Here is a 19,850-nt window from a genome sequence, read left to right as displayed (position 1 = left end):
TATTATTTTTTTGCTTTTATTTGCACAAAAAAGCTCCTCACCCGTTTTATAAGGTAAGGAGCTTTTTATCAATTTTCTACTGCTTGCTTTGGACTTTTGAAGTCTTTTGCAAACTTGAACATAAAGAATGAAATAGATGCAAGAACCATGATTACAAAGTAGATTGCTAGAATGGACACGTTGTGCCACATATAGCTGAAATCGCCTGTTGAAACAACCGCGCGGAATCCTCTTACTGAGTAAGTCATTGGTAACCAGTGGTTAACGTCCTGTAATACTTTTGGAATTAACTCCACTGGGAACGTTCCTGCACTTGTTGCAAGTTGGAATACCATGATTAAGATTGCAACGAAGCGTCCTGGATTATCAAGTGCTGTTACAAAGAACTGGATAATGGACATAAACGTTAAGCTTGTCGCGATACTTAATGTAATAAATAACGGTACGCTTTGCACTTTAATATCTAGTGCACCTAGTAAAATCGCATCTGCAAGAAGTGATTGCATAATACCGACAAATACTAGCACCCCAAACTTACCAAGGAACCAGCGGAATCCGTTTTTCGGTGTAATTGCTGGTTTGCGAAGCGGGAAGATAACAGATGTTACAAGCGCTCCGACGAATAACGCAACTGATAAGAAGTACGGTGTTAATCCTGTTCCGTAGTTTGGAACGTTGTTAATTGAATTATCTTTTACTTGAACTGGATCTGCAAACATGTCATAAACTGCTTGATTTGCTTTAACATCTCCAGCATCTTTCGCACCATCTTGTAATTTCGTTGCCAGTTCACTAGAGCCGTCAGATAATTTACCGAGACCTCCGTTTAAGTCTACAGCACCTTTATCTAATTTACCCATTCCGTTAGATAACTGACCAGTACCTTCTATTAACTGAGTTGTACCTGTTAATAGCTTCGTAGATCCTTCTTTTAATCCAGTCATACCGTTTGCTACTTTTCCAGAACCATCAGCAAGGCTTGAGATTCCTGTCGTAAGCTGACCTGAACCGTCAGATAGTTTGCCTAAACCACTTGATAGATCGCCGCTACCTGTCGCAAGCTGGCTAGATCCATCAGATAGTTTGCCTAAACCATTTGATAAATCGCCGTTTCCTGCTGCTAACTGGCTAGATCCGTCAGATAGTTTGCCTAAACCATTTGATAAATCACCGTTTCCTGCTGCTAGCTGACTAGATCCATCAGATAGTTTGCCTAAACCACTTGATAAATCATTTGTACCTGCTGCTAGCTGCGTAGATCCTTCTGACAGCTTACCAAGACCTTCAGATAAGCTCGCTCCTCCTGTCGCAAGCTGATCAGATCCTGTTTTTGCCTCACCAAGTTTTTCACCAAACTTTGTTAGGCCATCAACAAGTTCCGTTTGGCCTGCTGCTAACGCATTAGCACCTTTAGATAGCTCTGTTAACTTCGTCTCTAAGTCACCAGATGAACTAGAGTCTGCTGAGCTGTCTCCAAGTCCTTTTGCTAGCTCTCCTGCCACAGCATTCATTTTAGTAGAAGATTCATTCATGCCCGTTACGTTTTGGCTAACCGCTTTACTTTTTTCAACAAGCGGTGCAAGCTGATCACGCGTTTTTTGCAACGCTTCTTTTTGGGCTGGATCAGCTGCTGCTGCAATTTGCTTATCTAAATCGTCAATTGTATTCTGAATGCCTGTACTTACTTCAGAAGATGATGCTGTAGCATCTGTAATGTTCTTTTGAAGCCCTGAAGATAGCTGAGATAAAGAAGTCACGCCATCAACTACTTTTTTGGCATTTGCCTTAAACTGCGAAATTTGTGCAGCAGCTCCTTTAAGTTCCCCAACGCCTTGATCAATTGCTGTTGCTAAGCTTTGAGCACCTGTTTGAGACTTTTTAGCACCTTCTAGAATAGCTGTGTTCGCACTTTGTAGCTGCCCTAGCCCACTGCTTAGATCGCCAGCACCTTTCGCTAGCTTATCAGCACCGCCTTTTGCTGATGTAACACCATCGTTTAAGTCGTTCGCGCCTTTTGCTAGTTTATCAGCGCCACCTTTTGCTGATGTAACACCATCGTTTAAGTCGTTCGCACCTTTTGCTAGTTTATCAGCGCCACCTTTTGCTGATGTAACACCATCGTTTAAGTCGTTCGCACCTTTTGCTAACTTATCAGCGCCACCTTTTGCCGATGTAACACCATCGTTTAAGTCGTTCGCACCTTTTGCTAGCTTATCAGCGCCACCTTTTGCTGATTGAACTCCATTATTTAGATCCTTTGATCCTTTTTCAAGCTTCACAGCACCGTTATGGACATCGCCTGCTCCTTTTTCGAGCTGCCCGGCACCGTCATTAAGGTCACTTGTTCCTTTTTGAAGCTTTTTAGCTCCGTCATTTAAGTCGTTCGCACCTTTGTTTGCTGACGTAATACCATCTTCTAACTTTCCTGTTCCATCTTTTGCATCATTGATCCCGTCACGGAGTTTTGTAGCCCCGTCTCCGGCATCAGCTAGTCCTTTGGAAACTTCCTTAACATTATCAAACATTTCTTCGGCATAGTTTTCAGTTACTTTTTTCGATACTTCATTTTTTATTTTCTCTACGCCTTTTGTCCCAATTTGAGAGGATACATAGTTTGATCCTTCATTAGCTGTGTAAACGAGCTGAAGATGTTTTGGATCGTCCTGTTGAAGCGTTGTCGCATTTTTCGAAAAGTCTTTTGGAATCTCAATCATCATGTAATAATCTTGATTTTCTAATCCTCTTTTTGCTGTTGCCTCATCAACAAACTTCCAGTTAAAGCTGTCATTCTTCTTCAGATCATCAACTAAATCCTGTCCGATGTGCGTTTTTTTATCATTGTAGACTGTTCCTACGTCATTGTTGACAACAGCTACCGGTAGATCATCCACACGAGAGTATGGATCTAAAAACGCCCATAAATACACGCCGCTATACAAAAGTGGAATAAATAAAATAGCAGTAATCGCAATCAATAATTTTTTATTTTTTACGATAGCGGCAAATTCTCCAAGTAATGATGATTTGCGCATGTTATCCTCCTTCTTCTATGTTTGAATTGGACAAATGACTACTTTCACCATATGGTCACTTGTCGGTATAAAATAAAGGATTATCTAATTTGACAACCCTTTTAAGAAATATTGCTCAATAATTTGAGCAATTTCTTCCTTTGATAGTGGTGGATGATTTTTTTCCCAACCAAACACAAGCGAAATATACATTTTAATAAGTAAAAAAGCGGTCAATTCCGGATTGCATTCGCGAATTTCCTGTTTCTCGATGGCAAGCTCAATTTTTTCTTTTATGTAACAAAGAATTTCGCTTTCTACCCTCTCTAAAACCTCTTGAACAGCTGGTGTACCCATCTCTTGGTTTTCTTGCGTTAATTTAATCATGAGCTGGTGCTGTTTACGAAACTCTAGAATATTGTGGAGCGCATCATGAGCATTTTCAAAGAACGAATGCTCTTTTACGATGGCATCTTCAGCCGAAATTTTCATTTCTGCAATCATAGTTGACACAATTTCATCAAACAATTCTTCCTTATTTTTAAAAAATGTATAGATCGTTCCTTTACCAACCAAAGCAAGTTTGGCTACTTGATCCATGGTTGTTGCTTTGTATCCGAATAGAGAAAATGATTTCGTTGCTGCATCGATAATCGCTTGTTTACGGTTAATTGCCACACCGATTCCCCTGCTTTCTGACTGAAATAATGATTCGGTCAATTAGTACAGAAACAAATATATCATACATTGGCCCGATTACACAATTATTTTTCCTCTATTTTTTAAAAGAAAACAAAATTATTTCAAATAAAAAAACGTGCCCTGCACAGCAAGCTGCGCAAGACACGCTCTAATCAATCAATAGAACGAATTTTACGAATGACGACCGTTGTTAAGCAATCAATAAATTCATCCTGTGCGTTTGGCATTTCAGGACGATAATAGTTAGCACCAATCTCATCTGTTACGACTTTGCATTCATAGTCATTGTCATACAGTACTTCTAAATGCTCTGCTACAAAGCCAACCGGCGTATAAACGAATGATGTGTAGCCATGCTCTTCGTGTAAATCTCTCGTTAGATCTTGCACATCTGGTCCGATCCATGGTTCAGGGGTATTTCCAGCACTTTGCCACCCTACCGCATAGTGCTTCACTCCTGCCGCTTCCGCAATCATGTCTGCTGTTTCTTCGAGCTGTTGTGGATACGGATCGCCTTGAGCAATTATTTTCTCTGGTAGACTGTGAGCAGAAACAATCAGCACTGCTTTTTGACGTTCTTCCTCACTCATTCCCTCAAAAATATCGCGTACACGCGTTGACCAATAGTTGATGAACGCAGGCTCTTGATACCAGCTGTCAATGGAATGAATCACTGGACCACCAAGCTTATCAGCCATTTCTTGTGCTCGCCCATTATATGATTTAATGCTAAATGTTGAGTAATGGGGCGCTAGTACTAAGCTAACTGCTTCTGTAATACCATCATCTACCATTTGCTGAACCGCATCCTCAACAAACGGTTCAATATGCTTTAAGCCTAAGTACATTGTAAACTCAATATCATCTTGCGCTTCATTTAAGCTTTTCTCTAATTTTGTGGCTTGCTCAAGCGTGATTTTCGCTAGAGGTGAAATACCGCCAATCGCTTCGTATCGGCTTCGTAAATCTTCTAACGCCTCGTCTGATGGCTTACGACCGCGACGAATGTGCGTGTAGTACCGTTCAATATCTTCTTCTTTATACGGCGTACCGTACGCCATTACAAGCAGGCCCATTTTCTTTTTACGCATAACCATAACTATTCAAACACCTCGATTTCCATTCTTTCGGTTCAGATACTCTTATTTTGCATCAAGGGAGTACCAAATTCAAAAAATAAACTTCTCACAACTTCTGACAATTTAGTGTCTATTTGCAGAATATTCGTGTACAAACGCTGTCAAGCGCTTTAATGTTTCCGGATTAACCTGAGGGAAGACACCGTGACCTAAATTAAATATGTATCCAGGATTTTGCATTCCTTGATCAAGCACTTCTTTTGCTTTTGCTTCTAACACATCCCAAGGAGCAAGCAGAAGAGCAGGATCTAAATTCCCTTGAACCGTTTTCGTGATTCCTTTTTCTCGTGCTTCTAGGATTGGTAAGCGCCAATCTAATCCGACAACATCGATAGGAAGGTCATGCCATTCCATAGCCAAATGACTTGCACCTACACCAAACATGATAAGTGGAACATTCTTCTTCTTAAGCTCTGTAAAAATGCGATTCATCACTGGCTTAATAAAGTGACGATAATCCGCTACGTTTAACGCTCCTACCCATGAATCAAAAATTTGAATGACTTTTGCTCCTGCATCTACCTGTGCTCCTACATAGCGAATCGTCATATCTGCAAGCTTATCCATAAGTGCAAACCATGCCTTTGGATCGGAGTACATTAGACCTTTTGTCTTCGTGTAATTTTTTGAAGGACCTCCTTCAATCATGTAGCTCGCAACGGTAAAAGGAGCTCCGGCAAAACCGATGAGCGGCACGTTGAGCTGCTCTTGCGTTAACAGCTTAATCGTTTCTAATACATACGGAACATCTTCTTCTGGCGTAATTTCACCTAACTTCTCGACATCGCTCGCAGATCGAATTGGATTTGAGATAACAGGACCGATTCCTGATTTGATCTCAACGTCCACTCCGATTGCGGGAAGAGGAGACATAATGTCTTTATATAAAACGGCAGCATCCACGTTGTAGTGCTCTACTGGCAATCGCGTAACATATGCACATAACTCTGGCTGATGCGTAATTTCAAATAGTGAATACTTTTCTTTTAATGCACGATATTCAGGCTGTGATCTTCCAGCTTGTCTCATGTACCAAACAGGAACATGATCCGCTTTTTCCCCTCTACATGCCTGTAAAAACGTTTCATTGAAATTTCTCTGATTCATGACGTCCACCTTTCTCCATCCACTTACTTTATACTCGTTATTAAAAAGGAATTGTTTTCTAATGAAACTATACCCTTTCTGAAAGTTGTTGTATAGAGCATGAGTCAAACTGTCAAAAAATTGACGAAGGATTTTTCTTTTCGAACCATTTCAAACGATAAAAATGACCTGTGTAAAGACGTGAGAAACCACTTTTTTTATTCGTTTAAGTGGTTTCTCGTATCATCCACACGCAGTAATTCTTCATTATATAGACGCTTGCACCACATTTGACTTCTTAGCCTTTTGCTTCGTTTGCTTATTATATGGAACAACATAATAAGACGGTGGATTAAGAACATGAACATTCTTCACTTCATAGCGCCCTTTTCCAGTTACCTCTCCTATACGTTTTGCTTTTTTTCCGTCCTTTTTCTCATAGATATAGTAGGTAACTCTCTTATCCTCTGCTGGTGTCCACGTCAATTCATTAGTGAACAGTCCAAAAGCCGAGAAGGTCACTTCTGAAGAAAGATCATCAATTTCTTTCACTCGAATTGGCTCAGCTAAATCTTTTACACCCTTAGGCTTCTTAAATTTAGTTGCTGTATCTACTTTTGAGTCCGTTAAAATTTTCTTAAACAAACGAGTTGGATAGGAACTTCCCTTTGTTAAGTAATGATCTTGATCCGTTTTATCATATCCCATCCACAGGGCTCCTACTAAATCTGGAGTGTAGCCAACGAACCAAGCATCCTTTGTCGCCCCTTTTACATTCGTGTAAGACGTCGAGCCCGTCTTCCCTGCTAGAGCACCGTCAAAGGTTCCACCAGAGGCCGTTCCATCTCGGACGACTCCCTCTAACATACGAGTCATGTTCCAAGCGGTTTGCTTTGAGAATACCTTCGTTTCTTTTAATGAAGGTTTCGCAATTACTTCACCACTACGATCCTTAATCTCATCGATAAAATGTGGTTCAATGCGCTCACCATCATGAGCAAAGGTACGATAAGCAGCAACCATCTGCAGAGGCGTAAATCCGTCTGTGAGTCCACCTAGAGCGATAGACAGACCCTTATCATCAATAGGCATATCTAGCTTATTTAAGTACTCTTTTCCGTTTGAAATACCAATTTTATTAAGCGTCCATACAGCTGGTATGTTCTTGGACTCACGAATGGCATCATACATGCTTACCTTGCCATCATACTGTCCATCGACGTTATGAGGAGAATATCCTTTAATAGACGTGTACTTGTCTAATAATAAGGAATAAGGACGATATTTTTTCTCCTGTAAAGCAGGTCCATATACGGCTAGCGGCTTGATTGTAGAACCCGGCTGACGTTTTATTTTCACTCGGTTTAACCCTTTTTGTACATAATCACGCCCGCCCATCACGGATCGAATGCCACCCGTTTTTTCGTCCATCATCACAAACGCACCTTGTACACCATCATCGGTTCCTGAAAAGTATGCTGGGTCTTGAAATAGCTCATATGCAGCAGATTGGATGTCTTTATTCATTGGCACTGTAATGGTATAGCCCCCTCTTAACAGCTCTTCGCTTGAAAGGTGATACTTCGTTCTTGCTTCTTCCATTACCATATCAATGTATGTAAGATAGTCCTTTTTCTTTGCTTCCTGCTGAACATCTAAGCTCAGCGTTTTTCCTTGCATACGAACCACTTGTTCAGGAGTTAAATCATGGGTTTTCCCCATCAAATCAAGCACGACGTTTCTTCGTTCTAGACTTTTCTCTGGATGGAGAATCGGTGAATATTGAGAAGGTGCTTTTGGCAGTGCCGCCAGTAAGGCTCCTTGCTCTGTTGTTAGCTCTGATACGTCTTTATTAAAATAAAGCTTTGATGCCGCTTGAATTCCATAGGCACCGTGTCCAAAATAAATTTGATTTAAGTACATCTCCAAAATTTGTTTCTTCGTGTATCGCTTCTCTAAATTAATCGCAATGACAACTTCCTTTACCTTTCGCATAATCGTTTTATCATTGGTCAAAAAGACGTTTTTCGCAAGTTGCTGAGTAAGTGTACTCCCACCCTCTGCCTTTCCTCCTGATAAAACGTCTCGGTAAAGCGCTCGAGAAATTGATTTCACGTCAATCCCGTGATGGTCATAAAAGCGTCGGTCCTCAACCGCTACAAACGCCTCTTGGACGTGCTTTGGAATTTTTTTAATCGGCACAATCTCACGGTTCTCTACGTACAGTTTTGTAATCTCCGCTCCATTTTCATCTACTAGTGTTGTTGCTGAGTTCATGACAAACTTCTTATCATCAATAACATAATCTCCAAGTAGCAAAATGGAGATATACCCTACAATTCCTAACACAATGACACAAAGTAAGGCAGCAATAATGAGAATTACTTTTTTGTACATGCAGCCACCTCTTTTCTAAATGTTCTTCATGAATACGTTTATCCCCCTTCCCTTATAGTAAAGGAGAACATGGATTTTTTGTATTTTTTTGGTTTACTTATTATAATTTTAGTATGAAATAGTTTTGGAAAATGTATGCAGTGGTAAACTATCATATAGTGATAAATACGAAAAGAGGGATGATTAATGAATCTTTACTTAACGTTTGGAACAACTGACTATTTACAAAAGGTAGTAGATGAACACAATGGACAGGAGTTACGCCTTTTAGAAGAGGACTCTGATAAAGCCATTCTTCTGCACGAAACAGAAGAGGAACGCTTTTTCCATGAAGGTCACGAATACGAAGTGCTTGATAGCGTTGGATCGCTACAAAACGGCACGTTCGCGGTCCTCAACAACATTCCGGTATCAGATGAAGGTCGCTCATTGTTCGAACATCGGTTTAGCAAGCGCGCTGGACTTATTGAAAGCGAGCCAGGATTCGGTGCTATTCGCGTTTTGAGACCTCTTGATACGGATACATACGTTATTTTAACACTTTGGAACAGTGAAAAAGACTTTTCTAACTGGCAAAGCTCAAATGCTTACGGGCAAGCACACAAAAAGCGCGGCACGTCAGAAGGCATTGATCAACAGGAAAATATCTTCCCGCGCCCATCATACGTAACGTCGTACCACGCCGTTAACTAACGAAAAATTCCTCCTATTGAAACAGGCTCCAACCGATAGCTATTATTCATATGCTATACGGTACAGATGCCCTGTTTAGGAGGAATTTTTTATGTTGATCGAGCTTACCGCTCTTCACTGGATATATGTTGCGTTCATTGTTCTCATCATCGGTTTTATGATCAAAAGACGCGATACAACCATTCTTTGTATCGTCGGCATTTTTTTACTTGGAATTGTCGCCACTCATTCGTTCACAGGAAGCGTCAGCGGAATTTTTAATAGCTTTATTTACGCCATCAGAGAGCTGCTTCCGACCATTCTCGTGATTTCTATTATCGTTGCGATGAGTAATGTCATTACGAAAACAGGCATTAACGATGTGATGATTGCCCCATTTGCACGGTTAATTAAATCTCCTGCCCTTGCGTATTGGATCATCGGTATTCTGATGATGGTGATCTCCTGGTTTTTCTGGCCTTCTCCTGCTGTTGCACTTCTTGGTGCCGTGTTACTGCCTGTAGCGATTCGTGCAGGACTGCCTGCTTTAGGTGTAGCGATGGCGATGAACTTATTCGGACACGGCATTGCGCTGTCAGGAGACTTTGTTATACAGGCCGCACCAAAGCTTACCGCTGATGCAGCTGGGTTACCTGTTGGTGATGTTATTCATGCAAGTATTCCACTCGTCATTGTTATGGGGGTTGTCACAACCGTTACCGCGTTTGTGCTTCTCATGCGAGATTTAAAAAATGGAAAGCTCGCCTCCTCAACCGTTACAATTCAATCCTCATCTGAAAAAGAAAGCTTATTATCACCTGCGTTAAAACGCACGATGGCCGTCGTTATTCCGATCTGCTTTGCGCTCGATATCGTGGCAATGTCTCTTTTCCACCTTCAAGGCGGAGACGCAACCGCACTTATTGGTGGTACCTCTATCTTCATCCTCATCTTAATCTCGCTTCTCACACATAAAAATCGCGGGCTTGAAGAAACGACAAATTATTTAATAGAAGGTTTTCAGTTTGGCTTTAAAGTATTTGGACCCGTTATTCCTATTGCCGCCTTTTTCTACTTGGGTGATTCCGGCTTTCAAGCGATTATCGGAAACTATTTACCAAAAGGCTCACACGGCATTGTCAACGACCTGGGCGTCGCCCTCTCAAGCGTTGTTCCCCTGAATCAGCCTGTTAGCGCTATTACCTTAACAACGGTCGGCGCAATCACGGGGCTAGACGGCTCAGGGTTTTCTGGTATTTCACTCGCTGGCTCAATTGCTCACCTGTTTGCGACAGCGATCGGGTCAGGAGCCGCTACGCTTACCGCTCTTGGGCAAATTGCAGCAATATGGGTCGGTGGCGGGACCCTCATCCCTTGGGCACTCATCCCAGCTGCTGCTATCTGCGGCGTCGATCCGTTTGAGCTAGCACGACGAAATTTAGTTCCTGTCGTAGTCGGATTGGCCGTGACCACGGTTGTCGCGATGTTTCTGATCTAACCAAACAAGCACAGCGAGCGCTGTGCTTGTCTTTATTCATCCATATTCGTTTCAAAGCGGCTCACTTTTTGCTCTAGTAGTTCAGCTACTTCTCGTAGTCGTTCGTTTTGTCTTTGTAGTGCTTCAACCGTGCTGTTTTGTTCTGTTGCTGCGGCGGCAATTTCTTGTGTGATTGCTACACTTTGCTCTGAGATCGCAGCAATTTCTTGAATCGAAGCAAGTGTTTTATCGGATGACTTTGAAATGTCTTGTGCGCTTGCAAATATATTTTCAGAGCGATCTTTCAGTTTTTCAACTGACGTAAAAATGGCTTTGAATAGCTTGCCATTCTCTTCAATAATTTCCACGCCTTTTATAATATCTTCTAAGTCTTGATGATTTAATTCTAGTACTTTGTTCGTTTGTGTATGGATATCCGTAATTGTCGTTGAAATATCCGCAATCGACGAAGCCGTTTGATTAGCTAGCTTTTGAATTTCCTGTGCGACAACAGAGAACCCCTTACCGGCTTCTCCTGCACGTGCCGCTTCAATAGACGCATTCAGCGATAACAGATTCGTTTGTGCCGCGATGTCTCGGATTAAATCAATAATAACGTTAATATGTTCGAGCTTTTCATTTAAATTAAACAAATTATCTTTTGTCGTCATTCCATTATGTTTGATCTTATTAATTTGATCTGCAATGACTACCACTTGCTCAGATCCTGTTTGGGAGAGTTTACTTGTGTCATTTGCAAATTCTTTAATTTGCTTTGTTTGATTGTCCATATTCTCAATGGCTTTTGACATCTCTCCGATCATATGCGCGATCGTTTCGGTATGCTTCGCTCTTTCCTCTGCTCCCGTAGCTTCTCCGCTTGTCCCCACTACGATCTGCTCTGAAGCCTGTGTTAGCTCCTCAAATGAGCCAACTAAATGCTCACTCGTCTCGTTAATCGTTTTCGTGTTTATACGGACATCGTTAATAATATCAGATAGGCTTAAGCGCATATCCTCAAAGCTTTCTGCCAGTTCTCCGATTTCATCGTTCCGCTTCACTTTTACTGACTTGCGCAGATTGCCAGAAGCAATTGTTTTCGTAAAGGTAACTAGGCTTCGAATCGGGTTGGAAATTTTCGTTCCAATTACAATTGCCACAATCGTTCCTAGAATGGCTGCTGACATTAAGAAAATGAGCGGGTAAATGATAATTCGCTTTTGCAATGTATCAACAAAACTTGCATCCATATCAATTCCAATAATGCTATCCGTACCTTTTACAGGCATGAAGAAAGATTTATGTACGCCCCACTTATCCTTGTAAATCGAGCTTAGTACACTCTTATTCTCTTCGTACGCCTTTCGTTGTTCCGGTGTAAAAGGAGATGTCGTCATATAATCGTTGCTTCCGTTTAGCGCAACAATAACATCTTGATTATCTTTCCGCGCTAATACATATATGTACTGAATCCCCTTTCGACCCTTAAGAAAATCATTTAAATACTGCTCTAATTCTTTTCCGTACTCATCAGGTGAGTCGATTGTATTCTGAATCAAATCATTATCAATACCCTCTGCAAGCGCTGATCCGTTTTCGTGAAGACGATTATCAAACTGTGAGAGCACTTGATTATTCAAAATACTGTTCATAACTCCAACTAAAAAGATCCCTACCACAATTGAAAAAATTAAAAAAGGGATTAAAAAACTAAAAATAAGCTGTGACTTCAAGGATTTTGTTTTTTTTAATCTGCTCATGAAATTCCCTCTTTATCTATTAATACATTCGCTTCTTTATGATGAATAAACAATGATAAATCTAAATTTAAAATGGCTTTGTTTTCTTCAAGGTTTGTACTCTTAAAAAAGACAATAGCAAAGGTACGATCATCTACAACATTTAGTTCACGATACTCTAAAATCGTTTGGAACTGCTGTTTGAACTGCTGGTGATCGATATACTCGATGTTTTGGCGTACGATTTCCATTGGAATCTCTGCACAGCTAAAACTATAAATGGAATCATCCATACCTTCACAAATTTCGTTCCAATTCGGGCTCGTTCCCATAAAGTAATGCTTGTACACATTACTTCCATAGGCATACATCCCTAAATCAGTAGTACCTGCGCCTGCAAAGCGAAGTGGGTTAATTTCAATCGGAATCACTTTATTCCCCTGCTTTTTCACTTCGAAATGAACGGGATAATTGTGAAGAGGAACAACAGTTTGAAGCTTTTCCATAAACGCAATGGTATCGTCATAGATTTCTTCAATCACTTCTTTGGACGTAAAATATATACGATCAGATGTATCATACTCATCCTTAAACATGCGCTTAAACATATTTAAAATTACGGGATTCCCATGCTCATCGTAATATCCGTCAATCGCATATTCCTCGCCCTGAATCCACTCTTCAATAAGTATTTGTTCACCATTAATCACTGTTGAGTTGTGCACGTTTTTCGACAACATTAATTCCACGTTCAGTTTCTCGACGGATTCCTCCCACTGATCGGCTGATTTCACTTTATATACCCCTACGCTTGAATAGCCCATTGTAGGCTTTAGTACTAAAGGGAATGACAGGTGAACAGGCGAAATATCAAACAGATCGGTCATTTTTACAACACGGTAAAAATAATCAGGATACATTTTGGATAAAATTGTTCGCAGCTCTCCTTTATCCTTTAATAGTTTAGACCACTCATATGCTTTGCTAGATGGTTGATATTTTTCTAAGACGGTTAAACAACTTTCCGAATTTGTCAGCATTTTGGTCTCGTTCATCTCCTCTGAGAAGAACGATTGTGCATCCTTTCCTTCCTTTACAACAGTAAGGTTTAAGTCATTAATTGTTTCTCTTAATAATGGAGAAACAATTTTTTCATTCATAATAATCATAAGATACGCCCTTTCTTTTAACACTCATCTACGAAGCTACTTTTGTAGAAAGTAACGAGGTAAAAGACAACGGGACTCAAAGCCAACAGAGAGCTACGCGCTTTTCTATGATGTCATTCATTGAAAAGTGCTGTCATCTGCGCACGCGATCCAACTTTTTAGAAAGTCCTTTCGGTAACTCGGCTACCATCGTTTTTTAAACATTAGGCCCGTAGCTTTGCGTCCTTATTTTTCAATAAGTTTGCCTTTTTCGATATGATTTTTCTACAATATTTATACAAGGTGTTTCCACCTTTTGTCTTTCTATTTTTAGGCTACAAACACTTTATCGACAGAACCTGGATATTTTCTAGGTTTTTTTGATTAAAAGAATTTTCAGTATAGTTATTAAGACCTACCAAATTCCTAAAATCAAGTTATTTAACGATCAACACTCTGAAATGTTATAATAATTAGAAATATCAAATAATTTTATACATACGAAGAAAGGGAGTTATAAAAATGATTGAACAGCTATTTACTAAGTTAGAATCTGCTTATCCTGAGATGGTGGACATTCGCCGCTACCTTCATCAACATCCCGAATTATCCTTTCACGAACATAAAACAGCTGCTTATATTGCCGCTTTTTATGAAGAATTAGGTGTAGATATTCGTACAAATGTGGGTGGAAATGGTATCGTCGCTACGATTAAAGGCGCACAGCCTGGGCAAACTGTTGCGCTACGAGCCGATTTTGATGCCCTGCAAATTCATGAAGACAACGATCTTCCTTACAAATCAACGGTTCCTGGCGTTATGCATGCCTGTGGTCATGATGGACATACGGCTACTCTGTTGGTACTTGGAAAGGTGTTACATGAGATGCGTGATTCGCTTCATGGAAACGTTGTACTGATTCATCAGCATGCCGAAGAGCTTACACCAGGCGGGGCAAAACCGATGATTGAAGACGGCTGTCTAGATGGCGTGGATGTTATTTTCGGTACTCACCTGTGGGCAACAGCACCAACGGGAACCATTCAGTATCGTGTCGGGCCATTTATGGCTGCAGCAGATCGTTTTGAACTAACGATCAAAGGAGCAGGCGGTCACGGTGCACAGCCTCATAAATGTAAAGATTCGATTTTAGTTGCTTCTCAGCTCGTGACGAACCTTCAGCAAATTGTAAGTCGCCACGTAAATCCAATTGATGCGGCGGTTTTATCCATTGGTTCTTTCGTTTCAGATAATGCCTTTAACGTAATCGCTGACCAGGCTGCTCTAAAGGGAACCGTTCGCACCTTTAAAGAAAGCGTTCGTCAAACGATCGCGGAGGATATTGAACGAATTATTAAAGGGGTAACGCTTGCTTCTGACGTAGACTATGATTATACGTTCCACCGCGGGTACCCTCCTGTTGTGAATCACGAGCAGGAAATGCAGTTTGTCGTCGATACAGCGAAAAGCGTAAGCGAGGTAACAACTGTGGAAGAAATTGATCCTGAAATGGGTGCTGAAGACTTTGCATACTACCTTGAAAAAGTAAAAGGAGCATTCTTCTTCACTGGAGCCAAAGCACCTGAAACTGAATATGCTTATCCACATCATCACCCAAAATTCAATTTTGATGAAAACGCTATGCTCATTGCAGCAAAGGTTTTAGGAAAAGCAACATGTGAATATTTAACAAACGAAAAGACTGTGAATGAAAAAGTAGCAAAGTAACCAAAACAAAAATCCCGGCCTCTCATGGTCGGGATTTTCTTTGAACTCTAAAGGTACCGTTATATTTATGAACTGCATCCATCTCCTCTTTCTTGAAACATACAAAAAGAGTTAGCTACAATGAGCTAACTCTTAAATGACACCACTACTTTTTCAATAATCGTAATCGATAAACGTTCATCGCAACTTCACCTAGATGATCGAGAAGATTATAGTTCGCATAGGCACCGACAGCCGCACCAATCCCTGGCACGAGCTGAAGAAGTTTGACCAGGTCAATGTAGTCACGATATTCCTGCTGAAACGTTCGCCAATCAATTGTCGCCATTTCTTTTTTATGATGTTCAAACGTTTCAAGGATGTTCATAATTTTTTCACGCTCATCGTGACTGCAAAAAGCGAGGTGAAAAATATAAAGTAAAAATACCCGCTCTTCTGTACGCTTAATATCCATCCCGTAAAGGGTTGCGATTTCAAACAAGCATTTCATTTTAATGGATAATAACAGCGGGAAGTCTGCAAGCCCCCACATGATGCCACCAGCACCTGTCCCTGCACCTTCAACTGCTGCTATTTTTTTATACTTATCCATCACCTTCACGACCAGCTCTTCTTTCGCCTCAAAGCTTAAGTCACGAACATCTTTCTGCTTAGTCGTGAAGTTTGAACCCATAACAGTGGCTTCGACCATCTTTTTAATGCTTTCCGTGACGACCTGATGAACTTTAACTGGAATTCGGTTATTAATTTGATCTTGTACTTTTTTGGCCATGCGCTGCGTGATGGAGGCTCTTTTTAGCCATTGATCCTGCCAATTCTCGGCATCCTTTAGTGCTCTCTGTTCATATGAAAGCATCTTTCCCACTCCTTTATGAGATCACTTAAACTGAACTCTTCTTTTTACGTAAGTATTGACGAATACGATGCTAAATAAAACGCCAATCACTAAGGTAATGATTGCAGCCATTACGTTCGTAAATAAAAGAACAAGTGATAAAACAACTGTTTGAAGAAGTAAGATCCCCTTTAATAATTGTAGAAACGAACGAAGACGAACGTCACTACTAACTGGGTACAGCCTTGTCCATAGCTTTAAATCATACTGTTTCCACATGGTCATAAGCTGAAAGCCTGTGAGATAAACAAATAAAATCGTAACGATAATCTTTCCATATAGAAATGGAATGAACCAGCCAAGTGCAATGCCAATGACGCTCAGACGAAGAAACAATCCTAAATAGTCCCCGGCACGAAGAAAAGAGCGCGTATACAAATAACGATATGAAGCTGATGCAGCAAACGGAATATTTGATAAAAACACATCAAGATATTTCCGTCTTTTTACCCGCTCTTTTACGTGAGGTACATCGGTGAACATATTTGCCATTCGATAGAAAAAGCGCACGCGGCGTTCTTCAAGCTCGATCAGCTGTTCCCACGGCAGTGGCTTTTTCTTTGTTAGCGCGCGGTAATAAGCGGTTAACGCTACAAGCAATACCCCAACTGCTACAATAAACAGCGGATATGCGTTTAATACAAATAGATAAATAAACGCCATGTTTAGCATAAAGCGGACAATGAGATCCACCCATCTACTTGAAGGCTCTTGAAAATAATTACTGCTCCACTGCATGGACATATTTAATGCTTTTATGACCAACATCAGCACAAATAATAAAAGAATTGCGTTAAAAGAATTGCCCGTCATTTTCATATAAAGAGGCGAAAGGACCGCCACGCCGATAATAATGCTATATAGCTGCAAAACAAAGCTCGCTGTAGCCGATTTACGAAAATACGTCTTTAATTTTTCTTCCATTGGCAATAAAAACACCAGGTCTGGCTGTTTAAAAAACGTTGCGATCGGGCTTCTAGTCACAATCAAACCAAGCAGCAAAGCAATAATCCACTCTCCGCGGAAGCTGCTTGAAAGCGTAGCGAGCCACTGCTGATAATAATACGCTCCTCCACCAATAGCGAAAATAAGCACAAACTTTAAGTGATCATTAAGCATGTATTTTAAATAGCGCTTCGTTTCGTTGTTATATTCTTTAAATCGTTTGCTCCAAAGTTCATTTACATTATTCATACGCTTCTTCCTTTGTCAGCTCGATGTAAATTTCATCTAACGTGGCATTGGGAAGATTAAATTCTCTCTGCAAATCACCTAACGTTCCTTTGGCACGCACTTCTCCGTTATGCAAAATAATAAATTTATCACAATAACGCTCGGCCGTTGCCAAAATGTGCGTCGACATTAAGATGCCGGCTCCCTGGCGCTTCATATCCGTCATCAAGTCTAACAGTGATTGAATCCCTAGCGGATCAAGTCCTAGAAACGGTTCGTCGATGATGTAAAGAGAAGGCTCTACTAAAAAGGCACACATAATCATTACCTTTTGTTTCATTCCTTTGGAAAAATGAGCGGGAAACCATTTTAGCTTTTTATCCATTCGAAATTCTTTCAATAACTTCGGCAATCGCTCCTTCATGACGCTACGATCCACATTGTACGCCATAGCCGTTAAATCCAAATGTTCCTGAAGCGTTAGTTCATCGTATAAAATAGGCGTTTCCGGAATGTATGTAAATTGTGATCGGTAGGCCGTTGTATCTTGTTGAAACGTTTTTCCGTTAATGGCGATTTGGCCCTTTTTTGGTTCCATTAGACCAATAATGTGTTTGATGGACGTACTTTTTCCAGCTCCGTTGAGACCAATTAATCCAACAAGCTCTCCGCTGTTTACTTCAAACGATACATCTTTTAATACAGGATTTTTCGTATATCCCCCAGTTAAGTTCGTTACTTGTAATAACTTATTCATATCTGTCTCCTTTTCCACACAACATGTTATACGTATTTTACCATGTCTTCGATGCAAAGTTCATTTCATACATCAACAACTCGTCACATATCGTGAACAATCCCTGTTTATCTTAGTGTACTAAAATTTCATTATTTTACCATATATAATCTTTGGCTAAAGCGGACATTCTATATAGTGAAGAGGGGATGACAAAACAGTGTTAACGAGCAGTCACTTTTGTTAATCACGTTTGCATCCTTTGATGCAGATACCATTAATAAAAAGTTTGCCCACGATTGTATTAAGGGGATGGTAATCATGAACGTAGTCATTGAACTGTAGCGTAAACAAACTGTAAATCATTTTATAATTAAATGAGGTGTTTGTTAAAGACCAGTATATGCAAATATCGAGGTCCTATTGTTTCAGTATTACGGCATTTAAATATTGCTGTTAAATGAGGTGCTTGTTAAAGACAATTTGTTGATAACACATAACATTTATGAAAGCATGTTAAATTGCAAATGAGGTGTTCCTAAAAGCAACGTTGAGTGTTGACAACTAACTTTTTCTTCCCTTCTTCTTTTCCAAAGCGGGGTGCGTCCTACGATCGCACTCCGCTTTTCTATTTTCTTATCTCTACGACATTATGGTAAAATAAACATAATTTGAATCGTAGAAAGGATGAATGTAATGAGTACTCATGATGAAAATTGCATTTTCTGCAAAATTATTAACGGAGAAATTCCTGCTTCTAAAGTATTTGAAAATGAACACGTAATTGCCTTTTTAGATATTAGCCAAGTAACAAAGGGACATACCCTCGTTATTCCTAAAATACATAAAAAAGACGTATACGAGCTAACTCCAGAAATTGCGCGTAACGTATTTGAAGTCGTTCCATCCATTGCTCAAGCAATTAAAAAGACGTATAATCCAATCGGTCTTAACACCTTGAATAACAACGGTGAAAAAGCAGGACAATCTGTCTTCCATTATCATATGCACCTCATTCCTCGCTACGGTGAAGGCGACGGTTTTGGTGCTGTATGGAAAACCAACACAAGCGAGTATACACCTGAGCAATTAAAAGAAATCGCAGATGGTATTGCTGCAAACCTATAATGTGTACAAAAGAAGCGCAGCACCTGCGCTTCTTTTTTTATGCCTTTGTGACATTGCTTGTACATACTTTTTTTTAGAAATAAAGTCTTATAAGAGAATTTTATTTTCTATACAGTATAAGTAAGATCGCTTAAAAAGGAGTCATATACGATGAAAACGATTCAAAAGTTAGAGTCCCCTAAAATTCCGGCAAACCTTGAGAAACTAAATTTCCATGACATGTATTATGAAGAGGACTATCAGCTCATTAACGGCCTTGTATCAGATGTTGAACTTAACAACGAAGTGTTCGAACGTGCTATTTTTTCAAAAATTATCTTCAAAAACGTTTCGTTTTTAAATTGTGATTTTCACAAAATTGATTTAACGGACGTAATTTTCGAAAACTGCAACCTATCCAACTCTACGCTAACAGAAGGAATTATTCACCGTGTTGCATTCAAGGACTGCAAGCTTTTGGGCGTTGATTTCTCTAAAGGGAGTTTAGGTAACGTTGTATTTGAAAACTGTGATTTAAAGCTAAGTGCGTTCACGGATGCTAGTGTGAAGCAGGTAAATTTTATGACGTCTATGCTCAGAAGCGCAAACTTCTTTGACTGTCTCTTAAAAAAAGCAACGTTTTATCAAAGTGATCTAGACGATGCAGATTTTTCCGAAACGAAGCTGAATGGCATTGATATTAGCACTTGTATGTTTGAACAGCTTCACGTCTCCATTGAGAACTTAAAAGGATGCCAAGTTTCTCCTCACCAGGCCATTGGCTTTGCCCGGCTTCTCGGACTGCAAATAATCGAATAAACCCCGGCCATATACCCGGTA

General features: G+C 40.2%; 15 protein-coding genes and 1 riboswitch. Of the genes, 5 read left to right on the top strand and 10 right to left on the bottom strand.

The annotated features are described in order from the left end of the window. Positions 1-68 precede the first annotated feature (68 nt). The 5 genes from IE339_RS03380 to IE339_RS03360 form a co-directional block, all read right to left on the bottom strand. Complete coding sequence (locus tag IE339_RS03380) at positions 69-3,032, bottom strand: YhgE/Pip domain-containing protein (RefSeq protein ID WP_242173542.1); 2,964 nt, start codon at positions 3,030-3,032, stop codon at positions 69-71. A gap of 84 nt (positions 3,033-3,116) precedes the next feature. Further along, a complete protein-coding gene (locus tag IE339_RS03375) occupies positions 3,117-3,689 on the bottom strand; it encodes a TetR/AcrR family transcriptional regulator (RefSeq protein WP_242173540.1) in 573 nt (190 codons plus the stop codon). Between the two features lie 176 nt (positions 3,690-3,865). Next, the gene (gene hemH / locus IE339_RS03370; RefSeq protein ID WP_242176097.1) at positions 3,866-4,804 is read right to left on the bottom strand and encodes a ferrochelatase; all 939 of its coding nucleotides are present in this window, start codon (positions 4,802-4,804) and stop codon (positions 3,866-3,868) included. Positions 4,805-4,915: 111 nt separating this feature from the next. Then, positions 4,916-5,959: a uroporphyrinogen decarboxylase gene (gene hemE / locus IE339_RS03365; RefSeq protein ID WP_242173538.1), complete on the bottom strand. Its 1,044-nt coding sequence runs from the start codon at positions 5,957-5,959 to the stop codon at positions 4,916-4,918. A gap of 246 nt (positions 5,960-6,205) precedes the next feature. Then, entirely contained in the window at positions 6,206-8,335 is a 2,130-nt protein-coding gene (locus tag IE339_RS03360) for a transglycosylase domain-containing protein (protein WP_242173536.1), read from the bottom strand. A gap of 186 nt (positions 8,336-8,521) precedes the next feature. On the opposite strand from IE339_RS03360, the gene IE339_RS03355 reads away from it, so the two are divergent. Together IE339_RS03355 and IE339_RS03350 are read left to right on the top strand one after the other, a co-directional pair. Further along, positions 8,522-9,028 (top strand): antibiotic biosynthesis monooxygenase family protein, encoded by a 507-nt coding sequence (locus IE339_RS03355; RefSeq protein ID WP_242173534.1) that lies wholly within the window; start codon positions 8,522-8,524, stop codon positions 9,026-9,028. A gap of 91 nt (positions 9,029-9,119) precedes the next feature. Next, a complete protein-coding gene (locus IE339_RS03350; protein ID WP_242173531.1) occupies positions 9,120-10,505 on the top strand; it encodes a hypothetical protein in 1,386 nt (461 codons plus the stop codon). A gap of 32 nt (positions 10,506-10,537) precedes the next feature. On the opposite strand, the gene IE339_RS03345 is transcribed toward IE339_RS03350, so the two are convergent. Together IE339_RS03345 and IE339_RS03340 are read right to left on the bottom strand one after the other, a co-directional pair. After that, positions 10,538-12,244: a methyl-accepting chemotaxis protein gene (locus tag IE339_RS03345; RefSeq protein ID WP_242173529.1), complete on the bottom strand. Its 1,707-nt coding sequence runs from the start codon at positions 12,242-12,244 to the stop codon at positions 10,538-10,540. Beyond that, entirely contained in the window at positions 12,241-13,392 is a 1,152-nt protein-coding gene (locus tag IE339_RS03340) for an ATP-grasp domain-containing protein (protein WP_242173527.1), read from the bottom strand. Before IE339_RS03340 ends, IE339_RS03345 begins: the two co-directional genes overlap by 4 nt. Before the next feature lie 170 nt (positions 13,393-13,562). Next, positions 13,563-13,648, bottom strand: a riboswitch (cyclic di-GMP riboswitch). 245 nt (positions 13,649-13,893) lie between these two features. On the opposite strand from IE339_RS03340, the gene IE339_RS03335 reads away from it, so the two are divergent. After that, the gene (locus tag IE339_RS03335; protein ID WP_242173525.1) at positions 13,894-15,099 is read left to right on the top strand and encodes a M20 family metallopeptidase; all 1,206 of its coding nucleotides are present in this window, start codon (positions 13,894-13,896) and stop codon (positions 15,097-15,099) included. Between the two features lie 145 nt (positions 15,100-15,244). Here the strand turns inward: IE339_RS03335 and IE339_RS03330 are convergent, their stop codons facing one another. The 3 genes from IE339_RS03330 to IE339_RS03320 are packed head-to-tail and all read right to left on the bottom strand — an operon-like array spanning position 15,245 to position 17,924. Next, complete coding sequence (locus tag IE339_RS03330) at positions 15,245-15,955, bottom strand: EcsC family protein (RefSeq protein WP_242173523.1); 711 nt, start codon at positions 15,953-15,955, stop codon at positions 15,245-15,247. A 21-nt stretch (positions 15,956-15,976) separates the two neighbouring features. Beyond that, positions 15,977-17,188 carry an ABC transporter permease gene (locus IE339_RS03325; protein WP_242173521.1) on the bottom strand — a complete coding sequence of 404 codons (1,212 nt, stop codon included), beginning with the start codon at positions 17,186-17,188 and terminating at the stop codon, positions 15,977-15,979. Beyond that, positions 17,181-17,924, bottom strand: a complete 744-nt coding sequence (locus IE339_RS03320; protein ID WP_242173519.1) for an ABC transporter ATP-binding protein — start codon at positions 17,922-17,924, stop codon at positions 17,181-17,183. The genes IE339_RS03325 and IE339_RS03320 overlap by 8 nt, the downstream gene beginning before the upstream one ends. Before the next feature lie 675 nt (positions 17,925-18,599). Here IE339_RS03320 and IE339_RS03315 point away from each other — a divergent pair. Continuing rightward, a complete protein-coding gene (locus tag IE339_RS03315; protein WP_242173517.1) occupies positions 18,600-19,031 on the top strand; it encodes an HIT family protein in 432 nt (143 codons plus the stop codon). A gap of 150 nt (positions 19,032-19,181) precedes the next feature. Beyond that, positions 19,182-19,829, top strand: coding sequence for a pentapeptide repeat-containing protein (locus tag IE339_RS03310; RefSeq protein ID WP_242173515.1), 648 nt, complete (start codon positions 19,182-19,184; stop codon positions 19,827-19,829). The last annotated feature ends 21 nt before the right edge of the window (positions 19,830-19,850 follow it).

The sequence above is a fragment of the Priestia koreensis genome (assembly GCF_022646885.1).
GTDB classification, from domain to species: Bacteria; Bacillota; Bacilli; order Bacillales; family Bacillaceae_H; genus Bacillus_AG; species Bacillus_AG koreensis_A.
This window is presented reverse-complemented; position numbering and strand designations above follow the sequence as displayed.

What these genes read in the sequence shown, in the direction of transcription:
- IE339_RS03345 (WP_242173529.1), bottom strand. Translation starts at nt 12,244, where the DNA reads ATGAGCAGATTAAAAAAAACAAAATCCTTGAAGTCACAGCTTATTTTT.
- IE339_RS03310 (WP_242173515.1), top strand. Translation starts at nt 19,182, where the DNA reads ATGAAAACGATTCAAAAGTTAGAGTCCCCTAAAATTCCGGCAAACCTT.
- IE339_RS03315 (WP_242173517.1), top strand. Translation starts at nt 18,600, where the DNA reads ATGAGTACTCATGATGAAAATTGCATTTTCTGCAAAATTATTAACGGA.
- IE339_RS03380 (WP_242173542.1), bottom strand. Translation starts at nt 3,032, where the DNA reads ATGCGCAAATCATCATTACTTGGAGAATTTGCCGCTATCGTAAAAAAT.
- IE339_RS03340 (WP_242173527.1), bottom strand. Translation starts at nt 13,392, where the DNA reads ATGATTATTATGAATGAAAAAATTGTTTCTCCATTATTAAGAGAAACA.
- IE339_RS03325 (WP_242173521.1), bottom strand. Translation starts at nt 17,188, where the DNA reads ATGAATAATGTAAATGAACTTTGGAGCAAACGATTTAAAGAATATAAC.
- IE339_RS03320 (WP_242173519.1), bottom strand. Translation starts at nt 17,924, where the DNA reads ATGAATAAGTTATTACAAGTAACGAACTTAACTGGGGGATATACGAAA.
- IE339_RS03360 (WP_242173536.1), bottom strand. Translation starts at nt 8,335, where the DNA reads ATGTACAAAAAAGTAATTCTCATTATTGCTGCCTTACTTTGTGTCATT.
- IE339_RS03350 (WP_242173531.1), top strand. Translation starts at nt 9,120, where the DNA reads ATGTTGATCGAGCTTACCGCTCTTCACTGGATATATGTTGCGTTCATT.
- hemH (WP_242176097.1), bottom strand. Translation starts at nt 4,804, where the DNA reads ATGCGTAAAAAGAAAATGGGCCTGCTTGTAATGGCGTACGGTACGCCG.
- IE339_RS03330 (WP_242173523.1), bottom strand. Translation starts at nt 15,955, where the DNA reads ATGCTTTCATATGAACAGAGAGCACTAAAGGATGCCGAGAATTGGCAG.
- IE339_RS03355 (WP_242173534.1), top strand. Translation starts at nt 8,522, where the DNA reads ATGAATCTTTACTTAACGTTTGGAACAACTGACTATTTACAAAAGGTA.
- IE339_RS03335 (WP_242173525.1), top strand. Translation starts at nt 13,894, where the DNA reads ATGATTGAACAGCTATTTACTAAGTTAGAATCTGCTTATCCTGAGATG.
- hemE (WP_242173538.1), bottom strand. Translation starts at nt 5,959, where the DNA reads ATGAATCAGAGAAATTTCAATGAAACGTTTTTACAGGCATGTAGAGGG.